Below are 24,293 nucleotides of genomic sequence, written 5' to 3' on the forward strand. Positions count from 1 at the left end.
ACAGCAAAATGAAATATCCTCAGTAAAAAATTATATTTTTGATAAAAATTAAACAGACTTTTAGTTCGTAAAAATGATGCCCTTAAAAAAAAGCTTTTTAGTAGCAATCCTCTTGGCAAGCACCCTCACGTATGGCCAAGCGGTTAGAAAATACTCCAATGAATTCATGAATATCGGGGTTGATGCGGCTGCATTGGGCATGTCAAATACTGTCGTGGCTTCAACCAGAGATGTCAATTCAGGATATTGGAATCCCGCTGGCTTGATTCATCTGGAAGACCATCAGGTTTCAGTAATGCATGCTAATTATTTTGCAAATATTGCCCAATACGATTACTTGGCCTACGCCAGCCCAATTGATGATCACAGTGCTTGGGGCATTTCATTAATACGTTTTGGAGTTGATGATATATTAAACACCACTGAATTAATCGATAGTCAGGGTAATATTGACTACAACCGGATCAGTCTTTTCTCTACGGCTGATTATGGATTTACCTTTTCCTATGCCAGAAAACTACCCGTTCCCGGATTTCAATATGGTATAAGCGCTAAAGTGATTCGCCGAATCATCGGGAAATTTGCTAATTCTTGGGGATTTGGTTTTGATGCTGGAATCCAATTCGAAAAAAACAACTGGCAATTTGGGCTAATGCTCCGCGACATTACAACGACGTATAACGTGTGGAATATTGACGAAGACGAGTATAAAAAAATTGCTGGTGCCATTCCTGAAGAAAACCAAGAATTACCGGAAAGCACTGAAATTACTGCCCCAAAAGCACAATTGGGACTTGCTAAAAGGTTCATCATTCGGTATGATTACAGCATTCAGGCTGCAGCCAATGTGAATATGCGCTTTGCCAGAACCAATGATTTAATTGCAACTAATTTTATAAGTATTGATCCCGCTTTAGGACTGGAATTTGGCTACACTGATTTGGTCTTCGTTCGTGCCGGAGTGGGTAATTTTCAGAATGTACAGCAATTAGATCAGACGGAAAGAGTAGGTTTCCAACCTAATATTGGCTTGGGATTTAAATACAAAGGCATTCAGATTGACTATGCATTGACCGATTTAGGAAATCAAAGTACCGCTTTATACTCAAATATTTTTTCGGTGAAAGTAGATTTGGGAATGTTCCGAAATTAATTTAACAGAACCTTTATAATCAAATAATGCTGTGGATTATGATTCCATTTTTTAAAAGTTCACGATACGTTAGAAAACATGAATTCTGATTTTAACCACCAAACTTTCTGCTTCATTTTTGTTTCTTTGAGTATCTTTGGAAAACAAATACAATCAATGCGGACGCAAATTTATTTTTTAAATACATAAGCGCCCTATTACCCTTTAAAAGCTAACGAATGCAAACCTCTTCTTTCAAAAAAATAATTTTCTTCCTGTTTTTATTTTTAACGGCACCGTGTAGTTTTGGACAAAACATCCAATTATCAAAAAACACGAAGGTCAGTGTACTAACCTGTGGAACAGGCAATGAATCGTATTCTCTTTTTGGCCACACGGCAATTCGCGTTCAGGATACAATAAATGCAATTGATGTGGTATATAATTATGGAGCTTTTGATTTTAACACCCCTAATTTCGTGATGAAATTTATAAAAGGAGACCTACAGTATTTTGCTGTAGCAAATTCCTATCCAGATTTCATCAATCAATATCAGTACGAAAGAAGATCTGTTTATGAGCAGGAGCTGAATATTCCTAAACATTTAAAACAAAAACTGTTTGACAACCTCAATACATCCTTAGCATCAGGAGAAAGTTATTACACCTATAAGTTTATCGATAAAAACTGCACCTCTATGGTTGTTGCCATTATCAACAAAACACTAGACACAACCGCTATTGTAAAAAATGCTGATACTGACCTCACCTACAGAACTATTTTGTATCCGTATTTTGACGGTCATTTCTATGAAAAGTTAGGAACAAGTATCATTTTTGGAAAAAAAGTAGATCAATTAGGCACGCAATTATTTCTTCCCTTTGAATTGCAAAAAAGCCTAAAAAAAGTTTTTTTTCAAAACCGTCCGCTGGCACCGGAAAACAAAACCATAATCGAATTCAAAAATGAAGTTCCCTTTTCTTGGTGGAACAATCCGTATACCTATTTTTTACTGCTTGCTCTGATCGTTTTTATAAACAAAATGGGTATCAATTTGTTGTACCTTATCCTGATGGCAACAATAGGACTATTCTTTACGTTTGTTGGGTTTTATTCAGATCATCTTGAGCTGGGTTACAACTACAATATTTTGTTGTTTAACCCAACCTTATTAGGATTATTGTATTTTTATTGGAAAAAGAGCCAAAGAGGGATCTATAATTTGGTTTTATTTAATCTATTCTCCGTTGTACTCTATTTCTTTTTTATAATCAACAAAGCACATTTAGTAATAGTTTTACCCTTAATGGTAACCAGCGGAATTATTTTAGTGCGACTGGCACTGGCCATTCAAAATAAAAAAAGAATCCCTACACTTCTGTAATACTCTCATTTACGCATACTTGAATTACTCTAAACAAATATTAATTTTTTTTAACTGCCAAACCTCTAGTTTACTAAAATTAAAAAATCATACTATTCGTCACTGAAATAAATATGAAAACAAAAGTACCTTAAAAGAATAGTTTAGGCTCAATGCGCCTTTAACGTTACTATTTTGGCTACTAACAGAAAATAGAGTTAGTGAACTCAGCTGTTCAGTTGATGCAATATTCGTTCAAATATTTTTATAAATATTCCTTTTTGACAAAAAACGAATCCTTTATTGTCATTTGTACCGAATGCCTGATCGTTTGTATTTCTTGGAAGTTCCCAAAGGAATGCTTTTGTGTGGGATAATTGTACGGGTTTTAATAATAGCACCTAATGTACACTGGTTTTTCTTGATATTACAGAAATCGCAACTAAATCATCCTATAAAAAGAGATAAAAATCAAACGTCAAGAAAACCAAAAGACATAAAAAAACCGGCATAAAGCCGGTTTCTATAGGGAATATTAATTTAATTAATATCCTGCATTTTGTTGAATAGTAGGGTTTGCATTCAACTCAACCTGAGGAATTGGCAATGCAAATTTAGGACTAGTCAATGGTAAATTAGATGGATTTCCAGCCGGATAGTTCGCTGAACTTGAACTATAGTCCGCAGGATCTCTATTGATACCTGCACCTGCTAAAACACCTATTCTTTTTAAATCTATGAAACGGTATCCTTCAAAAGCGAATTCTAGTCTTCTTTGATCTAAAATAGCTTTCCAAGCTGCCGTAGCATTAGCATATACTGGTAAAGTTTGTGCAGTAGAATAACGTTTATCTAAAATAGATTTTATTGCTGAAGCAGCACCTGCTAAATCGCCCGCAGCCACTCTTGCTTCGGCCTTGATAAAATACATCTCAGATAATCTAACGATTTTAAAATCACTATTTAAATTCCCTACTGTAGAACTACCTGGATGTTTAGCTAAAACTAATACATCCGTGTTTCTATAATCAGTAGAAGTTGCATAATTAGCATCTGGAACTGATGTTGGGTGCACTATAGTTGATCTTCTTATGTCGGTTGTACTTAAAGCATTGTACAACGATCTACCTATTTCATAGAATGGAGAACCATCCTTCGTAGGATTTACAGAGGCATAACCATTACCAAGGTTAGCTGCTTGAGAAGATTGTTGCAATGTTCTTTTCAGTCTAAAAATTACTTCTACATTGGCTGGTTCTGAATCCGTGTGAAAAACACTGTTGTAATTAGAGACATCCGCTAACACTAGACCTGATGTACTGATCACATCATTAGCCCAAATTTCAGCATTAGTATAATCGCCTTTTAGAACAAATGCTCTAGATTTTAACGCTTTTACTAAATTCTTACCTGCATATAATTTCGCAGTAGCTCCTGAGTACGGACTTGAAGTGGCGGCATTAAACAACACCAAAGCAGCATCTAGGTCACTATGAATAGACGCATAAAAAACACCATTTGTAGATCTTTGCATCCCCGGTTCAGCTGAAGTAACTACTCTGGTAATTAAAACTGCAGCCAACGCATCGTTGCTCTTAAGATCCGGAGAAAAATAAGAAAGCAACTTCATGTGAGATAGTGCTCTTACCGTTAAAGCTTCTGCTTTAAGCCTGTTCAAATTTGCTTTTTCAGCTGCATCAGTTGTAGTTGCCAATAATTGATCCGCAAATACAATTACACGATTAGCTCTTGAAAGAGTGAAATAAGAAGCGGTCCAGATATTAGAAGGTGATGCAGAACTTACGTTCAAAAAGAAAACATAATCATCATTAATTCCCTGACCTCCGTTAGCAAATCCAATACCAACTTCATCAGTAAAAACAGAACTAAAAATAATATCCTCTCTGTTGGTTAATAAACCATAAGTGGAGTTCATCAACCTTTGTAAATCCGTAGAACTAGTGAACGCAACTTCTTCTGTTAGCGATCCCGGAGTAAAAGGGTCTAATAAATCATTATTGCACGATACAAAAAGAGTACCCGCTAATATTGATAAAATAAATATTTTTTTCATTTTCATAAGATTTTATAAATTAAAATTTCAAATCTACCCCAAAAGTAAATTGTCTGGCAGTTGGGTATTGGTATACATCACTAGCTCTTGAACTTTCAGGATCAAAACCTTGCCATTGTGTGATGTTAAATAAGTTTTCACCTTGCAAAGTGAAAGAGAGATCAGTCAAGAATGTTTTAGCTAAAAATATTTTTGGCACTCTGTATCCGATTTGAGCATTTCTAAGCCTAACATAAGAAGCATCTTTGATAAATCGATCTGAAAGATTTTGAGCCGAAATATTTCCAGCTCTTAAAGAAGGAACATCAGTAGCTGTATTCGTCGTTGTCCAAGCGTTCAACAAATCATCCGTTACATTAAATGTACCAATATTACCTGGACTGTACAAGTTAGATAAATCGAAATCATAACGCACAACATCTTGAGCAAAAGTAAAAGTTGATGACACGAAGAACCCTTTATAGTCAAAATCAAACCCAAAACCACCTTGATACTTTGGAACATTGTTTTTACCTAATGGCTTTCTGTCAGCTGCTACTGGAGTTTCTGTTGGGTTACCATTTATGTCTTGAAATAATAAATTACCATTTACTGGATTAACTCCTAAATAATGATACACAAAAGGTTCTCTGATGCTACCTCCGTTCTGAGTAATCAAATTCCCCGTAATAATTCTTCCATTATTTGCTATAATTCCACCAACGCTATTGTCATTACTAGATCCGTTAGCACGAACTGTTAATCGTAAGTCATTGGTTCTAACAACATCATATCCAATACTTAATTCAAATCCTTTGTTAACAATAAAAGCATCTGAATTTTTCGTAAGCGATGTTGCTCCTGTTGAAGGCACTAATGGTTCACTTATAAATAAGTCAATTGTTTTTTTATTATAATAATCAAAAGACCCTCTAATTCTGCCTCTTAATAGTTCAAAATCAACACCTACGTTATACTGTTCAGTAGTTTCCCATTTCAACGCAGGAAAACCAAGGTTAAGATTATATCCAGTACCATTATTGTAAGCGTTATTTGAACCTGGATAAATATCTGCAAATGCGGGAGGATTTATTCCTGCGAAAATAGTACCATCTACAATTCTCTGATTTCCAGAAGTTCCTATTGATCCTCTAAGTTTCAAAACATTAATAAAATCTAATGATTGCATGAACTCTTCTTCATCTATATTCCATCTACCACCTAAAGACCAGAAATTATTAAATTGATTTTCTTCAATAAATCGACTGCTTCCATCAATTCTATAGGAAGCAACAAGTCCATATCTACTATTGAAATCATAATCAAATGTTGTGAAATAAGAAATCAAATCATTTCTCAATTGAGAGGCTGAAATAGTAGGCACGTAGAAATCATTTGCTGAAGTATCCGAAATATAACCCGCTCCTGTATTAGGTACAAAAAGTTTTGGATCCAAGCCTCTTTGTCTAATATTATTCGACGTTAATCTTGAATGATTGTACTCAGACGCTGCAGAAACATTAAACGTATGTTTCCCAAACGTTTTATTATAATCCAACATAAACAAATTATTGAATAAAAACTCTCTTCGTTCATTGATATCCTCAAAACCACCAAAAACTTGACTAGGAGCTAAAAACAACAACGCATTAAATGATCCTGGAAATTCCGCTTGATGAAATCTATTTTGCAACAATTGTCCTGAAGTTCGTACTCTACCCGTTAGTCCATCAACAAACTCATAAGAAAGCTCCGTTGCCAGATCAATTCTGGTTTCCTGAGTACTATTTTGATACGTTTTCAATTTATCAACCAACATCAGTGGCGTATACAACAATGTACCATTAGCCTGATACAAACTGAATAATTGTGCAGAATTTTGATATTCATTAGGAGAAACATAAGGCGCACCTAAATAAGCCCCAGTTACATAATTTCTATTAATAGCACCTTCTCCTAAGTTCGTTGCTTCATTATTTCTTGAATGTCCAAAAGCTGAATTTACAGAGAATTTAAATTTCCCATCATCTGACTTTCCATTCAAATTATTTCTTACTGTAAACCTTTTAAGACCTGTAGATTCTAAAACCCCCTCTTGATCAAAGAAACTGGCCGAAGTAAACGAATTTATGTTTTTACCATTATTCTCAATACTAAAATTGTGGTTTGTAGAAGTCCCTTGGTTAAAAAAATAATCTACCCAATTTGTATTAATATTATACGCATTAATCTGAGCATCTGTTAACGTAGCTCCACGACCCGCTCCGAAATTCTTCTCAATTTTCAACAATTGTTTTGAATTGGCATAAGAATATCTTGGAGTTTGTAAATCATTAATACCAAATTGTGAAGAATATCTAAAAGTAGTTTTTGGTTCACTGTAACTTCCTTTTCTTGTTGTAATAACAATTACACCATTAGACCCTCTAGAACCGTATTGAGAAATTGCAGCAGCATCTTTCAAAACGTCTAAGCTTGCAATATCATTTGGGTTAATCGATCTAAAGTTATCACTATTTGAAGGAAACCCGTCAATTACATACAAAGGATCTGTATTTCCATTGATTGTTCCTGCTCCTCTAATAATAACTGAAGATTTAGCTCCTGGCTGACCTGTACTTGCGGTAATATTAACACCTGCCAATTGTCCTTGAATTGTATTCAAAACATTTGCATTTGGTCGGTTTTCAATTGTTTCGCTGTTTACTGTGGCAGCTGCAGTTACGGCTGTTTTCTTTGTTACCGTTCTGTATCCTTGAACAACAACAGCCTCTAAAGTATTTCCGCCATCAATCATACTAACGTTGATTGAATTAGCAGTTCCTACCGTTCTTGAGACATTTTCCATGCCTATAAAACTAAACACTAATACCTCTCCAGCACTTACTCTGATAGAATATTTCCCGTCTAGATCCGTTTGTATTCCTCTTGTAGTTCCTTTGACTACGACATTCGCCCCAGGTAAGGATCCCGTGGCATCAGACACTACACCTGTAACAGTTTTCTCTTGTGCGAACACAAATTGCATTGACAAAGCCAACAGCAACGAAAAAATCCATTTGAATTTTGATCTCATATTAAATTTGTTTTTTGAATTAGTTATTTTACAAATTTCTTAATAATTTCTTAAAGAAACAAGCTTTTATAAAATTTAACATATTATATTTTTGACACCATTCCTTTTCAAAAAATAAACATACCAATGAAATTTAGTTATTATAACACTACAAACTGCGGATAATCACTTCAAAAATCTTATTTTTGTCAAAATTAATTTAATGTTAAGTCCTTTTTTTTAACGCCATATTTAGAAACTGGAGCGGATTTAATTATCAACAATTATTAGGTCCAAAAACTGAAACTATTCTTTAAATATGAGACTATTTGAATCTTGTATGCCTGAAACAGTTCAAAAGACACAAAAATCAAGGATTTTTTATCAAGACACTCGACATAGTAAACTTGACAACCTATTAGAAAAACCAAACAGAAAAGTTGATTTAAAAACTTATTGAAAAGACAAATTGGTCAAACTTTAATATCAGTAACAGATTTTTCATTTTGAGTGAACAAACCAAAACGAGCTTCATCTTGAAAACATAAGTTAACTTAGTTAAAATCACCTACCGTATTTAGTACTATTTCTATATTATATTTTCGTTTGGTATAACTCAATGAATTTTCTTATCAAATAAGCCATGAATTTTTACCTTTATAACGCTGAAATACTAAAAATCATTAAATAAAAAAACCTTCCACAATCAAAATGACTGGGGAAGGCTCTCTCTTGTTAAAATATGAATCTACATTACCAGCCTGGATTTTGCTGAGCAGCTAAAATTTTATTAGTTGTTGTTACTAATAATGGTATTGGCCATAAGAATCTAAAATCACTTCCTGGGATAGCAGCATTTGTTCTTGGACCTGTGTACGATGTTCCCAAAGTAAATGAACCAGCAGGAGGATTACCATTAGCTAATTTAGAAGGAATTCCATCAATTGGAAACAAATCATCCCCTTGTAATCTGTGAATATCTGACCATCTTCTTCCTTCACAAATAAATTCTATTCTGCGTTCTTTTAATATTGCACCAACTAAATCTTTTGCTGTTGCAAAACTTGCTGTAGTATAAGTTTGAGTAGATGGAACAGCTAATGATCTATTTCTTACTCTATTCAACTGTGTCAAAGCTGATGTTAAATCCGGCGAAGTTTTTCTAGCATTAGCTTCTGCCATATTCAAAAGTACTTCTGCGAAACGAATTACTGGAGCGGGATCAGTTGAATTTGTAATATCAGTATATTTGTTTGTTAAAACATTACCCGCATTGATCGTTGTCATCACACCATTCTCTCTTCTTTTATCATCATTTAACCACATCGCGTCTCTCCAAATGATTGGACTAATACAAATTAAAGCTCTATTTTTATACATTGACGCAAGTGAACCGTTGACACCAGGGTTTTGACCAGCTGTGGCACCATGTTGAATTGAAAAAATAGTTTCAACATTCGTACCTAACGTAAAAGCACCGGCTGGAGTTGGAGCTAAAGAAAGAGCAGATAATTTCGACCCTTCAACTACAACATTATCCCAATCTCTTTTTTGCAGATACACTCTAGTTTTAAAAGCGATAGCAGCTTCTTTTGTTGCTCTAAATTTATTAGTACCAATGAGGTTGCTCTCAGCAAAATTCAAATCAGCTAAAACTTTAGCATAGCACTCCGCTACTGAATTTCTTCCTTGCGCTTTTTCGCTCTCTACTTCCGCGTCAGTATCAACACCTACCTCTCTGTATGGTAGACCAGGGTGACTAGCACCGACAGTAAAATTGTAAGGCCTTGCGAAATAATTCAACATTTCAAAATGTGTTATTGCTCTTAAAAACCTTGCCTCCGCTATGTAACTATTTCCAAGCTGAGCTGTAATAACATTTTTACTTACAGCATCAGTTACACCTTCAATAATTAGATTACATCTGTTAATTAATCGGTAACCATCAACAAAATAATAGGTGTTGTTTGCCGTACCAGCATCGTATGTACCTGTATATGTTAACTGATAAAATCCGGCTAAATTAATTACATCTTCTCCTCTATTATCTCCTTGCTGAACAAAAGCTGCACCCCAGATATAACCTCGACCACTATTCGGATTGTTTGCTGTATTATTAAAAATACCAACCGAAGCCGCGTTATACATACCGTTCATTGAAGCCGTTATCAAAGTAGGTGTTGTGAATGCAACATCAGACGCTACCGCATTTATAGGAGTTAGTTCCAATATTTTCTCATCTGAACAAGAAAACAATCCCATTACTAGCATTACACTAGTTACTATTTTTATGTATTTTTTCATTTTTTTATAAATTTACGTTAATACCAATTGAAAAAATTCTTGCTCTTGGTGTACCGTTTAAATCAACTCCAGAAGTTTCTAATTCTGGATCTAATCCTTTGTATTTCGTTATTAAAAATAAATTTTGTACCTGAGCTGACAATCTCACTCCTTCAACGCTTATTTTTTCGGTTAAAATTTTTGGAAACGAATACCCTAAACTTATGTTATCTAAACTAATAAAGTCTGCATCTTCTACAAAACGAGTTGTTAGATTACTTGCTTGGTTAATAAATGGATTTTGGTTAGCAACTAATCTAGGCGTAACTCCGTCACCAGGATTTGTTGGACTTTGCCATCTACCAAGGATTTCTGTGCTATTGTTGCTTAAACCTAAATTAAGTAAATCTCTTCTAGTACCATTAAAAACTTTGTTTCCACCACTGAAACGAATCAAGAAGCTAAAATCAAAATCCTTATAGCTCATTCTAGAATTAAATCCACCAAAATAAGTAGGAAGTGAATTTCCCTGAATCTTTTTATCGGCTTGTGTTAAAGACGATGCAACGGATACATTTGTGGGATCGGCTGGATTAAATACTTTGTAATTAGCTGTTGCGATATTTCCTTGAACCAAGCTACCATCAGCTTTATAATAGACCGGATTACCGTTTGCAGCGTTTACACCCCAATATGTAAATCCATAAAGTGAGTTTAATGATTCACCTTCCCGAATAATGATATTTGGCTGAATATTTATATCTCCTGAGCTTCCACCAATGATATCTGCACCATTATTTGGCAAATTGTAAACTTTATTTTTCTGTAAGGTTAAATTTGCATTGACATTCCACTTGAAATCTTTAGTGTTTATAACACTATAATCTACTCCAAATTCATACCCTTTGTTTAATACATTTGCAGCATTTCTATCTATTGCATTTCCTGGAACGCCTAATGAAGGATCTATCGGAAACTGAAGTACTACATCTTCAGAGGTATTCTTGAAATAATCAAAGTTTAAAGTCAAACGATTATTAAATAAAGACAAATCTACTCCATAATCAATTTTAGTACTTGTTTCCCATTTTAAATTTCTGTTTGCAAAAGTTGTAAATGCGATACCATTGTTTGGTCCATAAAATGAAGGAGAATATGTACTCAAATAAGGATAATTACTTCTTCCCACATTTGTGTTACCCGTTAAAGAGTAAGACCCTCTGATTTTGAATTGAGAAATGACACTTTTAAAATTTTCCATAAAACTTTCATTCGCAATATTCCAACCTCCAGAAACACCAGGAAAACTTTGGTAGCGAATATCTGAATTAAATTTCGATAGTCCATCACGTCTTATAGTACCTTGAACAAAATATTTTTCTTTATAATTATAACTTGCTCTTCCAATATAAGAAATAATACCTTCTTCGCTGACACCACCCCCTGATTCTTGAGTACCAAAAGCCCCTGTTACCACATTTTCATTAAAAAATGGATCAGTTATATTGGTACCAGTACCAAAAAAACCTTCATTTCTCTCTTTTTGAGCTTCATAAACTGCTGTCAAAGATAAATTGTGATCATCACTAAATGTTTTATTGTAGGACAAAACATTTTGAACATTCCAACGAGTTAAAGTATTATTATTATTACTTAATCGTCCATTAGTTCCACGTCCATCACCATGTAATGGATTCCAATATAAAAATCCGTTTGTTGAAGCGTTATCAACTCCAATTTGGAAACGATAATTTAAACCTTTAAGGATATCAGCGGATAAAAAAGCACTGGATATAATCCTAGTTACCTTAGATTCAAACTTGTTGTTTGCTAATACAAAGCTAATATTGGATAAATTATCCGTGGCTTGTGTAAGATTTGTACCTTGACCAATATTTCCGGATGCATTAAGGTTAAAACCTGTTGGGTTTGTTGCATCAAAAGGAGAAGTATTAGGCAACTGTCTTATTGCACTAAAGATATTTCCTGAAATAGAGTTCCTTCCTGTATTCAATCCGTAAGTATTAGTTTTGGTAACCCCAATGTTAGCTCCGGCTGTTAACCATGACGTCACTTCATGTTCTAGATTTGACCTAAGAGAATAACGATCTAAACTGTTTGACTTCGCAATACCATCTTGAGTAGAGTAACCTAAAGACATGAAATATCTAGTCTTGTCAGAACCTCCACTAAAAGATAGAGAATGATCTGTTTGAACAGCACCTTTATTCAAAACCTGACTTTGCCAATCAGTATCAAAATTACTTCCAGCTGCCCAAGCCGCTTGACCAGCATTTAATCTTTTTTCGTTATTAATAACTAGAAAATCAGCAGTTTTAAGTAAATCAAATCTTTTTGTTGCTGAAGCAAATCCAGTAACATTACTATAAGAAACTTTCATTGTTCCTTTTTTACCTCTTTTAGTAGTAATTAAAATCACACCGTTTGCAGCTCTAGAACCATATATTGCAGTCGCAGCACCATCTTTCAAGACTTCGAAAGACTCTATATCGTTAGGATTAATATCGGCCAAACCATTGGTGTCAGCAGAACCTCCAATATCTCCAGAGTAAATTGGTAAACCATCCACTACATACAAAGGTTGAGTACCACTATTAATGGTAGCCACACCTCTAATTCTAACCCTCGGCGCTACACCTAAAATCCCGTTCTGAGTAGTAACTTGTACACCTGCAGCTCTTCCTGCTAGTTGACTTTCAAAACTAGGTGTAATTAAACCTTTTATAGCTTCTCCACTAATTGAGGAAATAGAACTAGTAAGGTCTTTCTTTTTCTGAACACCATAACCTACAACAATAACCTCTTCTAGGGTATTATCTGCTTGTAACATTTTAATGTTAACTGTGGATGAAGCTCCAATATTTGCTGTCATATCTTTCATACCAACAAATGAAAATACTAAAACTTCCCCATTACTTCCTTTAATGGAATATTTACCATCAAAATCTGTTTGTGTGCTTCTATTTGTTCCTTTAATAATAACATTCACTCCAGGAATAGGTCCTGTAGCATCAGACACTACTCCTGTAACGGTCTTTTCTTGTGCGAACACAAATTGCATTGACAAAGCCAACAGCAACGTAAAAATCCATTTAAATTTTGATCTCATATTAATTTGTTTTGAATTAGTTATTTCACAAAAATCTTAATAATTCTTTAAATAAACAAGCTTTTATAAAATTTAACACTTTGTGTTTTTGACACCATTCCTCTTCAAAAAATAAACATACCAATGAAATTTAGTTATTATGACACTACAAACTGCGGATAATCACTTCAAAAATCTTATTTTTGTCAAAATCAATTTAATGTTAAGTCCTTTTTTTTTAACGCCATATTTAGAAACCGGAACTGATGAGGCCGGTCGGGGTTGTCTGGCGGGCCCCGTGACTGCAGCAGCCGTAATACTACCTGCGCATTTCCAAAATGAGTTATTAAATGACAGCAAACAATTGTCTGAGAAAATAAGAGAAAAATTAAAACCTATTATAGAACAAGAATGTGTTTCATTTGCCGTAACCCATCTGGAACCGTTGATTATTGACCAAATAAATATTTTGAACGCCTCCATAAAAGCAATGCAGGAAAGTATTTTAAAACTAAATCCAAGACCTGAATCCATTATTGTAGACGGAAATACTCCATTGATTCCTAAGGGTGGGATTAAAAATCGAGGAGGAAAGATTTTTACCGATGCTGAAATTGAAATCCTACATTCGATTCCGAATGCCAGTATCATAAAAGGAGATTCAAAATTTATGAGTATTGCCGCCGCTTCCGTATTAGCAAAAACGTATCGGGATGAATATATGAATCGGATTCATGAGGAATTCCCAATGTACAATTGGAAACAAAATAAAGGATATCCTACCAAAGAACACCGGGAAGCCATTCGGAAATATGGGGTTACAAAACACCACCGAATGACATTTCGTTTGTTGCCGGAACAGTATTGTTTTGATTTTTGAATTTAGATTGCTTCGCCAGTTCGCCTTACAGGCACGTGTAACGATTTTTGAGTGCAGGTTTCTCAAAAGTGGCATCAAAAAGAATGGCAAAATGTTTCAGGATTTTTTCTTTGACTTCTTGTTCATTCACTTTGGATACGCCTAGTTCTACGTTCAAAGAAGTTACGGCTTTACCGCGAATCCCACAGGGAATAATATTGTCAAAATAACCCAAATCAGCATTTACGTTTAAAGCAAATCCGTGCATAGTGACCCAACGGGAAGCGCGAACGCCCATTGCACAAATTTTTCTGGCAAATGGTGTTCCTGCGCCTAACCAAACGCCGGTTTCGCCTTCGCTTCTGCCACAAACAATTCCATATTCTTCAAGGGTAAGAATAATAGCTTCCTCCAGAAACCGTAGATATTTATGAATATCCGTAAAAAAATTTTCTAAGTCTATAATAGGGTACCCTACGATTTGTCCAGGTCCGTGATAGGTAATATCGCCACCACGATTGATTTTATAAAAAGTAGCTCCTTTAGCTTCCAATTGTTTTTCAGACAAAAGTAAATTACTTAAATCACCACTTTTGCCTAATGTATATACATGCGGATGTGCTACAAAAAGGAAATAATTGGGTGTTTGTAAACTCGTTTCTTCTCTCCTATTTTTAATTTTTAAGTCAACTATTTCTTTGAACAATTCTTCTTGGTATTCCCAAGTTTCTTTGTAACCTTTAGTTCCTAAATCTTGAAGTTGGATGTTTTTATTCATGTGTCATTGCGAGGAACGAAGCAATCCTATTTCGTTCACTTATTTTTGAATGACAAAGGTACAACGTTTTGAGTTTACTGTTTTTTCCTATAAGGTTTTTTTTCAAACCTTGCAGGTATGATATAAAATTATGAATCAAAAATAATTAGTCTCGGACTTGAACTAATTTCGATGTTTTATCATTGCGCCAAAAAAGTCACCTACAAGATTTGAAAAAACCATTGAAGGATTAACTCATATTTCTGTCAAGTTGAGCGCAGTCGAGACTAACCAAATGAGTCTCGACTGCGCTCGACTTGACCATAAGGCGATTATTTAAGTCCAATATTATTATTCCAAAACAACTTCAAGATTTATACTCTCCGGGTTTTTAAACAATCTGTGATTAGAAATTGCATTTCCAGTGCTTTTTTGTCATCGCTTATTTTTGAATTTATATTTGAAACCGATTTTATTTTTCGAGGAAAATGATATTTTAAAACAAAAGACTGCCTGATTTTGAATTTTAAAAAGCGGGATTTCAATCCTTCAATTTCTTCTTTTTGTTTTTTTAGTTCAACTGCATTTGTTGTTTTTACTATTCTCCTGAAAAACACTTGCATCAAAAGCATAGTTCACACTATAATAATGTTCTTCGGCAACCAGTGCGTAATTATTTTCTATATCATCCGCCTATTCTTCGGTTTTGTATAAATCAGCAACTTCGGCTATTGTATTGAGTTTTTGACTGATTGTTGTGCAAAATTCTTTCTCGAAGGAACTTTTCTTACTATGGACTTTTACCGTAGTAATTTTTTAAAAAATGGCTTTTTCGGATGCTGGTAATTTGGAAAACGTCTCGGAATTTTTGGTTATCAGATCTTTAAAAACATAATTTGTATCAAGAAAAACGTCTTCTTTGGAGTGATTTTTAGCTATAAATTGCATACAACGATGTTCATCGCGGAGTAATTCTGTTTCAATTTCTCCGGTTCCGTCTTGGTTTAGACAAATGGTTTCTGTTACTTGGCAACTGATCAAAAATAACACTAAAAGCAGTAAATCGTGTTTTTTTTATTTAGTAATTTAAAATACTTATTGGTTTCTATATATGTTATTTGTACTATTTTTCATGTTGATTTAAAAAAATAAAAATCGTAGCATAGCCCCGATAGCAGTGGCATCCTTTTTTTCTTATTTTTTTTGAACAAGGAAAAAAAGATAAAACGAATAGCGGGACGGATCGTCTTGAAGAAACAAAATATTCTGCTCCAAAAAACGGTACATTTTAAACTTTAAATTTTAAAACTTATATAGTATCTTTGCGCTCTTAAAATCAGCATAAAATGGCATTATCCGAACAAGAAATATTACGTAGAGAAGCACTTACAGAATTACGCAATTTAGGTATTGAGCCTTATCCTGCAGCCGAATTTATTACAACCGCATATTCTAGCGAAATCCTGGCTGATTTTGCAAAATACGAAGGTAAGGAAGTGGTTTTAGCAGGTCGTTTGATGGGGAAGCGTATCATGGGAAAGGCGTCATTTGCCGAATTGAAAGATGCTGAAGGGCGTATTCAAATCTATGTTTCGAGAGATGATATTTCGACAGATGAGGAGAAAACCATGTATAATGTCGTTTTCAAAAAACTGTTGGATATTGGCGATTTTATTGGGATTCGCGGAACGGTTTTCAAAACGCAAGTGGGAGAAATATCGGTTCATGTTTATGGATTAACAGTTTTGGCCAAAGCCTTGAAACCACTTCCGGTTGTAAAAACGGATGCTGATGGAAAAACACACGATGCTTTTGCTGATCCGGAACAAAGATACCGTCGTCGGTACGTGGATTTGACCGTGAATGATCATGTAAAAGAAACGTTTATCAAAAGAACAAAATTGTTCAATGCAATGCGTTCTTTTTTTAATGACAAAGGATATCTTGAAGTAGAAACGCCTGTTTTGCAACCAATTCCCGGTGGTGCTGCAGCGCGTCCTTTTATCACGCATCACAACTCGCTTGATATGCCTTTGTACATGCGTATTGCGAACGAATTATACTTAAAAAGATTGATTGTTGGTGGTTTTGAAGGGGTTTATGAGTTTTCGAAAAATTTTCGTAACGAAGGAATGGACCGTACCCACAACCCAGAATTTACTGCCATGGAAATATATGTAGCCTACAAAGACTACAACTGGATGATGAAATTTGCCGAAGACCTTTTAGAACATTGCGCGATTGCCGTAAATGGAAGCTCAGAAGTTACTTTTGGAGAACATACCATCAATTTTAAAGCGCCTTACGCCAGAGTGACAATGACGGACTCTATCAAACATTTTACTGGATTTGATATTTCAGGAAAAAGTGAAACAGCGTTATTTGATGCTGCCAGAGGAATGGGAATTGATGTAGATGCAACCATGGGGAAAGGGAAACTGATTGATGAGATTTTTGGCGCGAAATGCGAAGGAAATTACATTCAGCCTACTTACATCACGGATTACCCAAAGGAAATGTCTCCGCTTTGCAAGCAACACCGTGACAATCCAGAATTGACAGAACGTTTTGAATTGATGGTTTGCGGAAAAGAAGTGGCAAACGCCTATTCTGAATTGAATGACCCAATTGACCAAAGAGCCCGTTTTGAAGACCAAATGAGATTGGCTGAAAAAGGAGATGATGAAGCCACAGGAATAATTGACGAAGATTTCTTGAGAGCATTAGAATACGGAATGCCTCCAACATCCGGAATGGGAATTGGAATGGATCGATTGATTATGTATTTGACAAATAATGCTTCTATCCAGGAAGTGTTGTTGTTCCCGCAAATGCGCCCAGAAAAAACTCAAGTTAAAATTGAATTGGAAGACGATGAAAAATTGATTATTGACCTTTTGAAAGTCAATGAAAACCAAATGGATTTTGGTTTACTAAAAATCAAATCGGAACTGAGCGGTAAAAAATGGGATAAAGCCATGAAAAATTTATCTTCTTTAGGATTGACCGAAGTTGTGGTAAATGGCGACAGCAAAGCGTGTCGATTGAAAGCCTAAGTGTATTATAGAGCTATATTTATAAAAAAGGAGCTTCAAATTGAAGCTCCTTTTTTATAAAGAATATTATTTTTTATGACTTTCCGTAACTGATACCAAGTTGTTTCTAAAGCAGTAATCATCAATCTAACCCGATATCGCGGATTTCATAGCAGTTACTTTTTTGATTCAGACCCAAATATATACTTTTTTGCCATTGATACAAGTAACGTATAGTCATATAGTTTAAATAGGACTTCAATGGTTACTACCCAAGGAATCCATCCATTTACGACTTGTGGTAAAAGCCAACACAGTGAGTAACTGCATTGACAATTAAAAAAGATGTCTGATTATTTTTTCCAAGCTCTTCCGGCAAAAGCATCATCTAATTCAGGATTTGTGTTGTGATTAGAATAGTTACTAATTGTTTTTACCGCAATTCCGGCAATAATACCTAAAACATGCGTTTCTGTATATCCTGCGGCTAAAAAGGCATCAACTTCTTCTTGTGCAACATTCCCGCGGTTTGCAGTAAGCGAACGCGTTAGTTTTGATAAAGCGGCTAGTTTTAGATCTGGCACTTCTTTTCCATCGCGAATGGCATTGGTTACTTCAGTGGGTACTTTTGACATTTTATCGGCAATAAAACTGTGAGCAGCCGTACAATATTCACAATTATTTTCATAAGCTACCGAAAGAAAAACAACTTCTTGTTCTACAGAATTAAAACCTGAATTGGCTCTAAAGCTGTTGTATCCATAAATATAGATATCTAACAACGCTGGATTTTGCCCCATGCCTTTGTACATATTAGGTACAAATCCTAATGTTTTTTGAGTGTTGTCAAAAATTGCTTGAGATATTGGAGAAACTGGATTATTTTCTAATTTTAAATGTGCCATAATTTTTGTTTTATATTAATTAGTATTTGTTATTCAACATTACAAAGGTGCAACAAATAAGAAGCTTAGACTTTTGTAATTCGTTCAACTATTTGGATAATTGGTTCAAACGGAAATTCGATGGCGTTTGACTGTATTTTTCGTGAAAAAGTGTCGAAAAATTGGCTAAATCATTGAAACCACAATCGAAAGCAATGTTTGTAATGCGTTCATCAGATATTAATAAAAGTTCAGCTGCTTTTTCTAATTTTTTATTTCTAATATAATTGGCTGGACTATCGTCATAATTTTTTTTGAATTCTCTCTTGAATGATGAAAGACTTAGGTTGGTCATTTGAGCCAACTCTTCCGAACTTATAGGATTGTATAAACTATTTTCTATAATTTGCTTAAAAGTATAACTAGTAGGAGAAAAAAGTTGAGATAAAATTTGTTGAATAACAGGCGCATTTTTGGTTTGACATAAAAGCAGAATTATTTCTTTTAATTTAATGACTAACAAATCTTCGTTAATAAGTGTGGGATTGTCAAAATAAAAAAGCAAGCCTTCTATGTATTTTTGGATTAGAAAATCGTTATTGATTTGGGTTATATCAATAGTTTGATCGACTAATTTTGGTTGCTGAAAAATCTTAGGCAGATCGGTCTCATAAATTTTCTTGAGTATTTCAGGATGAAAATGGACAAATACGATCTGACTTTTTTTAGAAAGAGTATTGCCTTTCATTTGACTGAAGTAAGTACCACATTTGAGTAAAACCGCTTCGTTTACGGGTACTGATATACTTTGATGCTGCATTTTGTAGTCTACTTGCCCTTCGAGCATGTATAGAAAACAAGCTTCATTAGGCACTGGATTTGGGATTTTGAATGGTGCTTCTATTGTCACTTTTTCAAAAATTATATTTCCGAATAATTGGTATTGTTTTCTTTCTGTAATCATTTGAATAGTGTTAAGAGCAAACCAACATCTCGTTTATTTTTTCCGAGACGAAAAACAAAAACCTAGTTTTAGAGTCAAATGGAATTAATCCCTTTATAAATTCCAGCTTCCACTTTTTTTAGCGATTTCCGTCAATGGCTATTCGTTTTTGTTTGTCGCTTTATAATTAGCTAAAGTACTATAAAATTTAGATTTCAAAACCATATCTAACTCTTTTACTACGATATTTAGCTTTTTTTTGATAGTCTTTACCATCGAGTCTAGAGTTAAATTACTACTGTTTTAGGGGTGCAAAAAAACAAATAATAAACCATAGTGATAGTTTTTTAGAATTTCACAACAAATTAACGATTGAGTTATCGCATTAATTATAAGTAAAGCTATCCCAAATCAGGATTTTAAATATGATTTAAACCTTTACTACCCTAAAATCAAACGATAATTTTTTGTTAAGGATTAAACTTTTTAGGTCTATTGTTATCTTATATACATAAAACTTAAAACAAATGAAAAAATTATTTATCGTTGCATTATTAGTTGTCGGAATGACAAGCTTTGCACAAGAAAAAGAAGCAAGACCGGAAAGAGCTCAAATGGAGCAATTAACTCCTGATCAAAGAAATCAACTGCAGTTAAAAAAGATGACTCTGGAATTAGATTTGAATGCTTCACAACAAAAAGAAATGAGTACAATCATCGCGGAACAAAGTACTAAAAGAGAAGCTAAAATGGCCGAACGAAAAGCAACTAAAGATTCAGCTAAAAAACAACCGACTTCTGACGAACTTTTTGCTAAGAAAAGCCAAATGTTAGATGAGCAAATTGTGATGAAAAAACGAATAAAAAAAATTCTTTCAGCAGACCAATATAAAAAATGGGATGAAATGAAAGGGAACAAACATCACGGAATGAAAAAAAGAATGATGCATCATAAAAACAAAAAACCAGTAGAAACGGGTAATAAAAAATAATCCTTTCACTTAAACTAAGTAATAACCATGGTATAATGTCGTATTTTAAAATCAGGATAAAATTATATAACAATCTGATTTAAAACTATTTTACTTAAAGTTAATTCTTTTGACTTTACGCCTTTTAAACTTTCGACTTACTTGTTTCATCTTACTTCATAAAAAAGCCCCAAAATTTGGGGCTTTTTTGATTTAAAATGTTTTCGAAACTTTAGCTATCGCTTGAATGGTGAAATCTAAATCTGCATACGTTAATGCATCCGTAATAAACCACGTTTCATAAGCGGATGGCGCAATATAAATTCCTTCCTGCAATAATCCGTGAAAGAATTTCTTGAACGTTTCGTTGTCGCCGTTTGCAGCCGTTTGAAAGTCTACAACCGGAGCCGCATCAAAGTGAACCGAAATCATTGAGCCAACAGTGTTGATTGTAAATGTAACATCATTTGCTTTCAGCACTTTATCAATTCCTGCCGCCAAATACGCTGTTTTCTCTTCTAGTCTTTTAAAAATAGTACGATCACTGTTTAAAGCTTGTAACATGGCTAATCCTGCGGCCATTGCCAATGGATTTCCAGACAATGTTCCTGCCTGATACACAGGACCTAACGGAGCAAGATAATTCATGATTTCTGCTCGGGCGGCAAATGCACCAACAGGCAATCCTCCACCGATTACTTTCCCAAAACAAACGATATCAGCCGTTACATGCAATAATTCCTGAACACCACCAGCGGCGAGTCTGAAACCGGTCATTACCTCATCAAAAATCAAGAGAATTCCGTTGTCGGTACACAATTGGCGTAAGCCTTCCAGAAAGCCTTTATTAGGCGGAATACAACCCATATTCCCCGCAACAGGTTCCACGATTATAGCAGCAATTTCATTTTTATTCGCATCTATTAAAGTGGCTACGTTTTCTAAATCATTGTATCGTGCCAGCAAAGTATCTTTGGCCGTCCCTGCTGTAACACCAGGACTGTTTGGCGAACCAAAAGTAATGGCTCCACTTCCGGCTTGTATCAAAAACGAATCCGAATGTCCGTGGTAACAACCTGCAAATTTGATTATTTTATCTTTTTTTGTAAAACCACGAGCCAGCCGTACAGCGCTCATACAGGCTTCGGTACCAGAGTTTACAAATCTAATTTTATCGATATTTGGAACCATAGCAACGGCTAAAGCAGCAATTTGTGTTTCTAATTCTGTGGGCATCCCAAACGAAGTTCCCAACTTTGCTTTCTCTATCACGGCGTGTACAACCGGTTCGTAAGCGTGTCCTAAAATCATTGGTCCCCATGAATTGATATAATCAATCAAACGGTTGCCATCTTCATCGTACAAATAAGCACCTTTGGCACTTTTGACAAAAATAGGAGTTCCTCCCACTGCTTTAAACGCTCTTACGGGTGAATTTACGCCACCGGGAATTACTTTTTCTGCTTCAGCAAAAAGCTGACTACTTCTTTTATATAACATGTATGGAATTATGAATTATCGTTATTTTAAAATTATTTTACTACCAGTTTTTGTCCAATAGAAAGGGCATTGTCCGAGAGGTTATTTTTTTGTTTTAAATCCTCAATCTTTAATTCGAATTTTTTCGAAATAGAATATAGCGTATCGCCTTTTTGAACCACATAGGAATCCAGCCCCTTAGGGATTGTATTTCTGGATTCAACCGTTAATTCTGTTATCATTTGTTTTTCATTGGACACATAATTAATATCCAGAACCTGATTGTCATATTCATGCAAATTGTAGCGTTCAATATACGAAATCAATTTATCCGGATATTTAGGATCTGTGGCATACCCGGCGGCTTTTAAGCCTTTGGCCCAAGCTTTATAATCGCCTTTTGAGAATTCAAATAATCCAGCATAGCGGCTTCTTCCTGTTAAAAATAAAGCGTGATCTTTAAATGATTCTGATGGATTGTCATATTTTCTAAAACATTCCTGTGCAGCATCGTCATCATGCCTGATACTTTCACCTGTCCAGCCTACATGGCATTTTATTCCAAAATGATTGTTCGCATTTAAAGCCAAATTACCCTTCCCGGCACCAGACTCTAAAATGGCCTGCGCTAAAATAATACTTGCAGGAATACCATAATTCCTCATATTGCCCATTGCAATATCTTTGAATATGGAAACGTAGGTTACAATCACATCATTTGTAACTATTGTTTTTGAAGTTGAAACAATCTCTTCCGTTTCACTATTATTCAGTTCTTTACTTGATGATTTTCCTGCGGTGGCACGTACTGTTTTGGTTTTCTTTTCATATCCTTTTTTAGCCGTCGTAGCAATTTTTGATTTTGAAGGCGCTTTTTTGGTAGTAACAATAATTGGTTTAGTGGCATTACAACTCACCAAAGTTATTAGTATAAATAGCAGTAGGATTTTCTTAATCATTGATCTCAATTATTGGTAATTGTTTGTTCCGAAGTTTCATATTCATTCCCTGAATTCCCTGAATTCCGCCCGTATGAATTAGTAAAATTTTTGATTGGGCAGGAAAATAGTTTTTTTGAATTAGATCTATAACACCAAAAACCATCTTTCCCGTGTAAATTGGATCTAAAGGAATCTTATTTTGCTTATAAAATGAATTGATAAACCCGATTAATGCTTCATTAACTTTTCCGTAGCCCCCAAAATGATAGTCTGTAATGAACTCCCAGTTTTCATTTTGTACAAAACTACGAATTTCTTCTTTCAAAAAGTCGCCTTTTAAGGCCGGAAACCCTAAAACTTTTTGATGCGACAAAGCACTGTTTATGATACCGGAAATGGTACCGCCAGTTCCTATCGCACAACAAATATAATCAAATTGAGCATCTTCCTGAGTTAGAATTTCCTCACATCCCTTGATAGCAAGATCATTAGTCCCGCCTTCCGGCAGGAGATAAAAACGACCGAATTGTTGTTTTAATTTCTCCAAAAATGAGTCATCACTTTTTAACCGATACGCGTCTCTTGAAATAAATTCCAGTTGCATTCCACAATTTTGAGCGAAAATTAATGTTGGATTCTCTGAGATTTTACTTTCTAATTCCTCACCACGGATAATCCCGATGGTTTTAAATCCTTTTTCTTTTCCCGCATAAGCCACAGCTGCTATATGATTGGAAAAAGCACCTCCAAAAGTAAGCAATGTGGTCTGCTCGTTTTTTTTGGCTTCAAGCAAATTGTATTTCAGTTTTCTAAACTTATTTCCGGAAACAAAAGGATGAATCAAATCTTCTCGTTTGATGGTTACTGAAATAGAGTTCGGAAATGCTGTAATTACCTTTTGATTCAAACGAATATCTTTTGACACAAAGGTAAATTTATATATAAAAAAATACAACCTTTATAGATTGCATTTTGTATTAATTCTTTTCAAGTGGATTTAATTTTTAATTATAATTTTCTGACCACCTCTATTTTGTCTTTTGTAGCTAATTTTACAATGTAAATACCATCGCGAAGACCCGCAGTAGAAAACGCATAGCTGGTATTAACTCCCAAATTTTCTTTCTTAAAAAATCAATTTTCCGGCTACATCATATAAACCACAAGCAACAAGATCCAATAACAAGAGATTACTGATTTTTAGATCTTTTGCAGAATTGTTTTGATAAATTACAAAATTTTTACGCACTGCCTCTTCAACTCCTAAACGGGAATTGTTTTTAAAGGTAATTTCAAACTGGGTATTATTGACACCAGCTGGAAGTGACAACTCATGGAAATCGTTTTTCATCTCTAATCCATGATATCCTTTTGGAATTAAATATTTAGAAACAATCAGAAACATTCGCTATAAAATTATAAATTTGT

Annotated in this window: 16 protein-coding genes; 5 read left to right on the forward strand and 11 right to left on the reverse strand. The window is 34.6% G+C overall.

From position 1 onward, the window contains the following. The first annotated feature begins 166 nt into the window (after positions 1–166). Together EKM03_RS08835 and EKM03_RS08840 are read left to right on the forward strand one after the other, a co-directional pair. Positions 167–1,153, forward strand: coding sequence for a PorV/PorQ family protein (locus EKM03_RS08835; protein ID WP_126462170.1), 987 nt, complete (start codon positions 167–169; stop codon positions 1,151–1,153). Positions 1,154–1,371: 218 nt separating this feature from the next. Next, positions 1,372–2,517 (forward strand): DUF4105 domain-containing protein, encoded by a 1,146-nt coding sequence (locus tag EKM03_RS08840; protein WP_126740204.1) that lies wholly within the window; start codon positions 1,372–1,374, stop codon positions 2,515–2,517. A gap of 523 nt (positions 2,518–3,040) precedes the next feature. Here the strand turns inward: EKM03_RS08840 and EKM03_RS08845 are convergent. The 4 genes from EKM03_RS08845 to EKM03_RS08860 form a co-directional block, all read right to left on the reverse strand. After that, complete coding sequence (locus EKM03_RS08845; protein ID WP_158616369.1) at positions 3,041–4,570, reverse strand: RagB/SusD family nutrient uptake outer membrane protein; 1,530 nt, start codon at positions 4,568–4,570, stop codon at positions 3,041–3,043. A gap of 19 nt (positions 4,571–4,589) precedes the next feature. Next, positions 4,590–7,625, reverse strand: coding sequence for a SusC/RagA family TonB-linked outer membrane protein (locus EKM03_RS08850; protein WP_126740206.1), 3,036 nt, complete (start codon positions 7,623–7,625; stop codon positions 4,590–4,592). Between the two features lie 732 nt (positions 7,626–8,357). Further along, a complete protein-coding gene (locus EKM03_RS08855) occupies positions 8,358–9,908 on the reverse strand; it encodes a RagB/SusD family nutrient uptake outer membrane protein (protein ID WP_126462039.1) in 1,551 nt (516 codons plus the stop codon). Positions 9,909–9,912: 4 nt separating this feature from the next. Next, positions 9,913–13,017, reverse strand: a complete 3,105-nt coding sequence (locus EKM03_RS08860; RefSeq protein WP_126462036.1) for a TonB-dependent receptor — start codon at positions 13,015–13,017, stop codon at positions 9,913–9,915. Between the two features lie 199 nt (positions 13,018–13,216). Between EKM03_RS08860 and EKM03_RS08865 the strand changes: the two genes are divergently transcribed. Continuing rightward, entirely contained in the window at positions 13,217–13,876 is a 660-nt protein-coding gene (locus EKM03_RS08865; RefSeq protein ID WP_126462167.1) for a ribonuclease HII, read from the forward strand. A 25-nt stretch (positions 13,877–13,901) separates the two neighbouring features. Here the strand turns inward: EKM03_RS08865 and lipB are convergent, their stop codons facing one another. Then, positions 13,902–14,633: a lipoyl(octanoyl) transferase LipB gene (gene lipB, locus EKM03_RS08870; RefSeq protein WP_126740207.1), complete on the reverse strand. Its 732-nt coding sequence runs from the start codon at positions 14,631–14,633 to the stop codon at positions 13,902–13,904. Positions 14,634–15,958: 1,325 nt separating this feature from the next. Between lipB and lysS the strand changes: the two genes are divergently transcribed. Further along, on the forward strand, positions 15,959–17,668 hold the full coding sequence (gene lysS / locus EKM03_RS08880; RefSeq protein ID WP_126555192.1) for a lysine--tRNA ligase: 1,710 nt from the start codon (positions 15,959–15,961) through the stop codon (positions 17,666–17,668). A 332-nt stretch (positions 17,669–18,000) separates the two neighbouring features. Here the strand turns inward: lysS and EKM03_RS08885 are convergent, their stop codons facing one another. Together EKM03_RS08885 and EKM03_RS08890 are read right to left on the reverse strand one after the other, a co-directional pair. Next, positions 18,001–18,552: a carboxymuconolactone decarboxylase family protein gene (locus EKM03_RS08885; RefSeq protein ID WP_126556148.1), complete on the reverse strand. Its 552-nt coding sequence runs from the start codon at positions 18,550–18,552 to the stop codon at positions 18,001–18,003. Positions 18,553–18,640: 88 nt separating this feature from the next. Then, a complete protein-coding gene (locus EKM03_RS08890) occupies positions 18,641–19,495 on the reverse strand; it encodes a helix-turn-helix transcriptional regulator (protein ID WP_126556145.1) in 855 nt (284 codons plus the stop codon). 506 nt (positions 19,496–20,001) lie between these two features. On the opposite strand from EKM03_RS08890, the gene EKM03_RS08895 reads away from it, so the two are divergent. Then, positions 20,002–20,466: a hypothetical protein gene (locus tag EKM03_RS08895; protein ID WP_126556142.1), complete on the forward strand. Its 465-nt coding sequence runs from the start codon at positions 20,002–20,004 to the stop codon at positions 20,464–20,466. Between the two features lie 192 nt (positions 20,467–20,658). On the opposite strand, the gene hemL is transcribed toward EKM03_RS08895, so the two are convergent. The 4 genes from hemL to EKM03_RS08915 form a co-directional block, all read right to left on the reverse strand. Beyond that, complete coding sequence (gene hemL, locus EKM03_RS08900; protein WP_126740208.1) at positions 20,659–21,945, reverse strand: glutamate-1-semialdehyde 2,1-aminomutase; 1,287 nt, start codon at positions 21,943–21,945, stop codon at positions 20,659–20,661. A 32-nt stretch (positions 21,946–21,977) separates the two neighbouring features. Continuing rightward, positions 21,978–22,883, reverse strand: a complete 906-nt coding sequence (locus EKM03_RS08905) for a glucosaminidase domain-containing protein (protein ID WP_126462017.1) — start codon at positions 22,881–22,883, stop codon at positions 21,978–21,980. After that, positions 22,876–23,790 (reverse strand): 1-aminocyclopropane-1-carboxylate deaminase/D-cysteine desulfhydrase, encoded by a 915-nt coding sequence (locus tag EKM03_RS08910; protein ID WP_370273110.1) that lies wholly within the window; start codon positions 23,788–23,790, stop codon positions 22,876–22,878. The genes EKM03_RS08905 and EKM03_RS08910 overlap by 8 nt, the downstream gene beginning before the upstream one ends. Before the next feature lie 201 nt (positions 23,791–23,991). Further along, a complete protein-coding gene (locus EKM03_RS08915) occupies positions 23,992–24,270 on the reverse strand; it encodes a hypothetical protein (RefSeq protein WP_126462014.1) in 279 nt (92 codons plus the stop codon). Positions 24,271–24,293: the final 23 nt, after the last annotated feature.

Origin of the sequence: Flavobacterium sp. GSP6 (assembly GCF_003984855.1) — a bacterium.
GTDB lineage: Bacteria > Bacteroidota > Bacteroidia > Flavobacteriales > Flavobacteriaceae > Flavobacterium.

Bases quoted from the DNA above. Each gene is read 5' to 3' on its own strand.
- EKM03_RS08855 (WP_126462039.1), bottom strand. From the start codon at position 9,908: ATGAAAAAATACATAAAAATAGTAACTAGTGTAATGCTAGTAATGGGA.
- EKM03_RS08905 (WP_126462017.1), bottom strand. From the start codon at position 22,883: ATGATTAAGAAAATCCTACTGCTATTTATACTAATAACTTTGGTGAGT.
- EKM03_RS08850 (WP_126740206.1), bottom strand. From the start codon at position 7,625: ATGAGATCAAAATTCAAATGGATTTTTTCGTTGCTGTTGGCTTTGTCA.
- lipB (WP_126740207.1), bottom strand. From the start codon at position 14,633: ATGAATAAAAACATCCAACTTCAAGATTTAGGAACTAAAGGTTACAAA.
- EKM03_RS08885 (WP_126556148.1), bottom strand. From the start codon at position 18,552: ATGGCACATTTAAAATTAGAAAATAATCCAGTTTCTCCAATATCTCAA.
- lysS (WP_126555192.1), top strand. From the start codon at position 15,959: ATGGCATTATCCGAACAAGAAATATTACGTAGAGAAGCACTTACAGAA.
- EKM03_RS08865 (WP_126462167.1), top strand. From the start codon at position 13,217: ATGTTAAGTCCTTTTTTTTTAACGCCATATTTAGAAACCGGAACTGAT.
- EKM03_RS08845 (WP_158616369.1), bottom strand. From the start codon at position 4,570: ATGAAAAAAATATTTATTTTATCAATATTAGCGGGTACTCTTTTTGTA.
- EKM03_RS08895 (WP_126556142.1), top strand. From the start codon at position 20,002: ATGAAAAAATTATTTATCGTTGCATTATTAGTTGTCGGAATGACAAGC.
- EKM03_RS08835 (WP_126462170.1), top strand. From the start codon at position 167: ATGAATATCGGGGTTGATGCGGCTGCATTGGGCATGTCAAATACTGTC.
- EKM03_RS08890 (WP_126556145.1), bottom strand. From the start codon at position 19,495: ATGATTACAGAAAGAAAACAATACCAATTATTCGGAAATATAATTTTT.
- hemL (WP_126740208.1), bottom strand. From the start codon at position 21,945: ATGTTATATAAAAGAAGTAGTCAGCTTTTTGCTGAAGCAGAAAAAGTA.
- EKM03_RS08860 (WP_126462036.1), bottom strand. From the start codon at position 13,017: ATGAGATCAAAATTTAAATGGATTTTTACGTTGCTGTTGGCTTTGTCA.
- EKM03_RS08840 (WP_126740204.1), top strand. From the start codon at position 1,372: ATGCAAACCTCTTCTTTCAAAAAAATAATTTTCTTCCTGTTTTTATTT.
- EKM03_RS08915 (WP_126462014.1), bottom strand. From the start codon at position 24,270: ATGTTTCTGATTGTTTCTAAATATTTAATTCCAAAAGGATATCATGGA.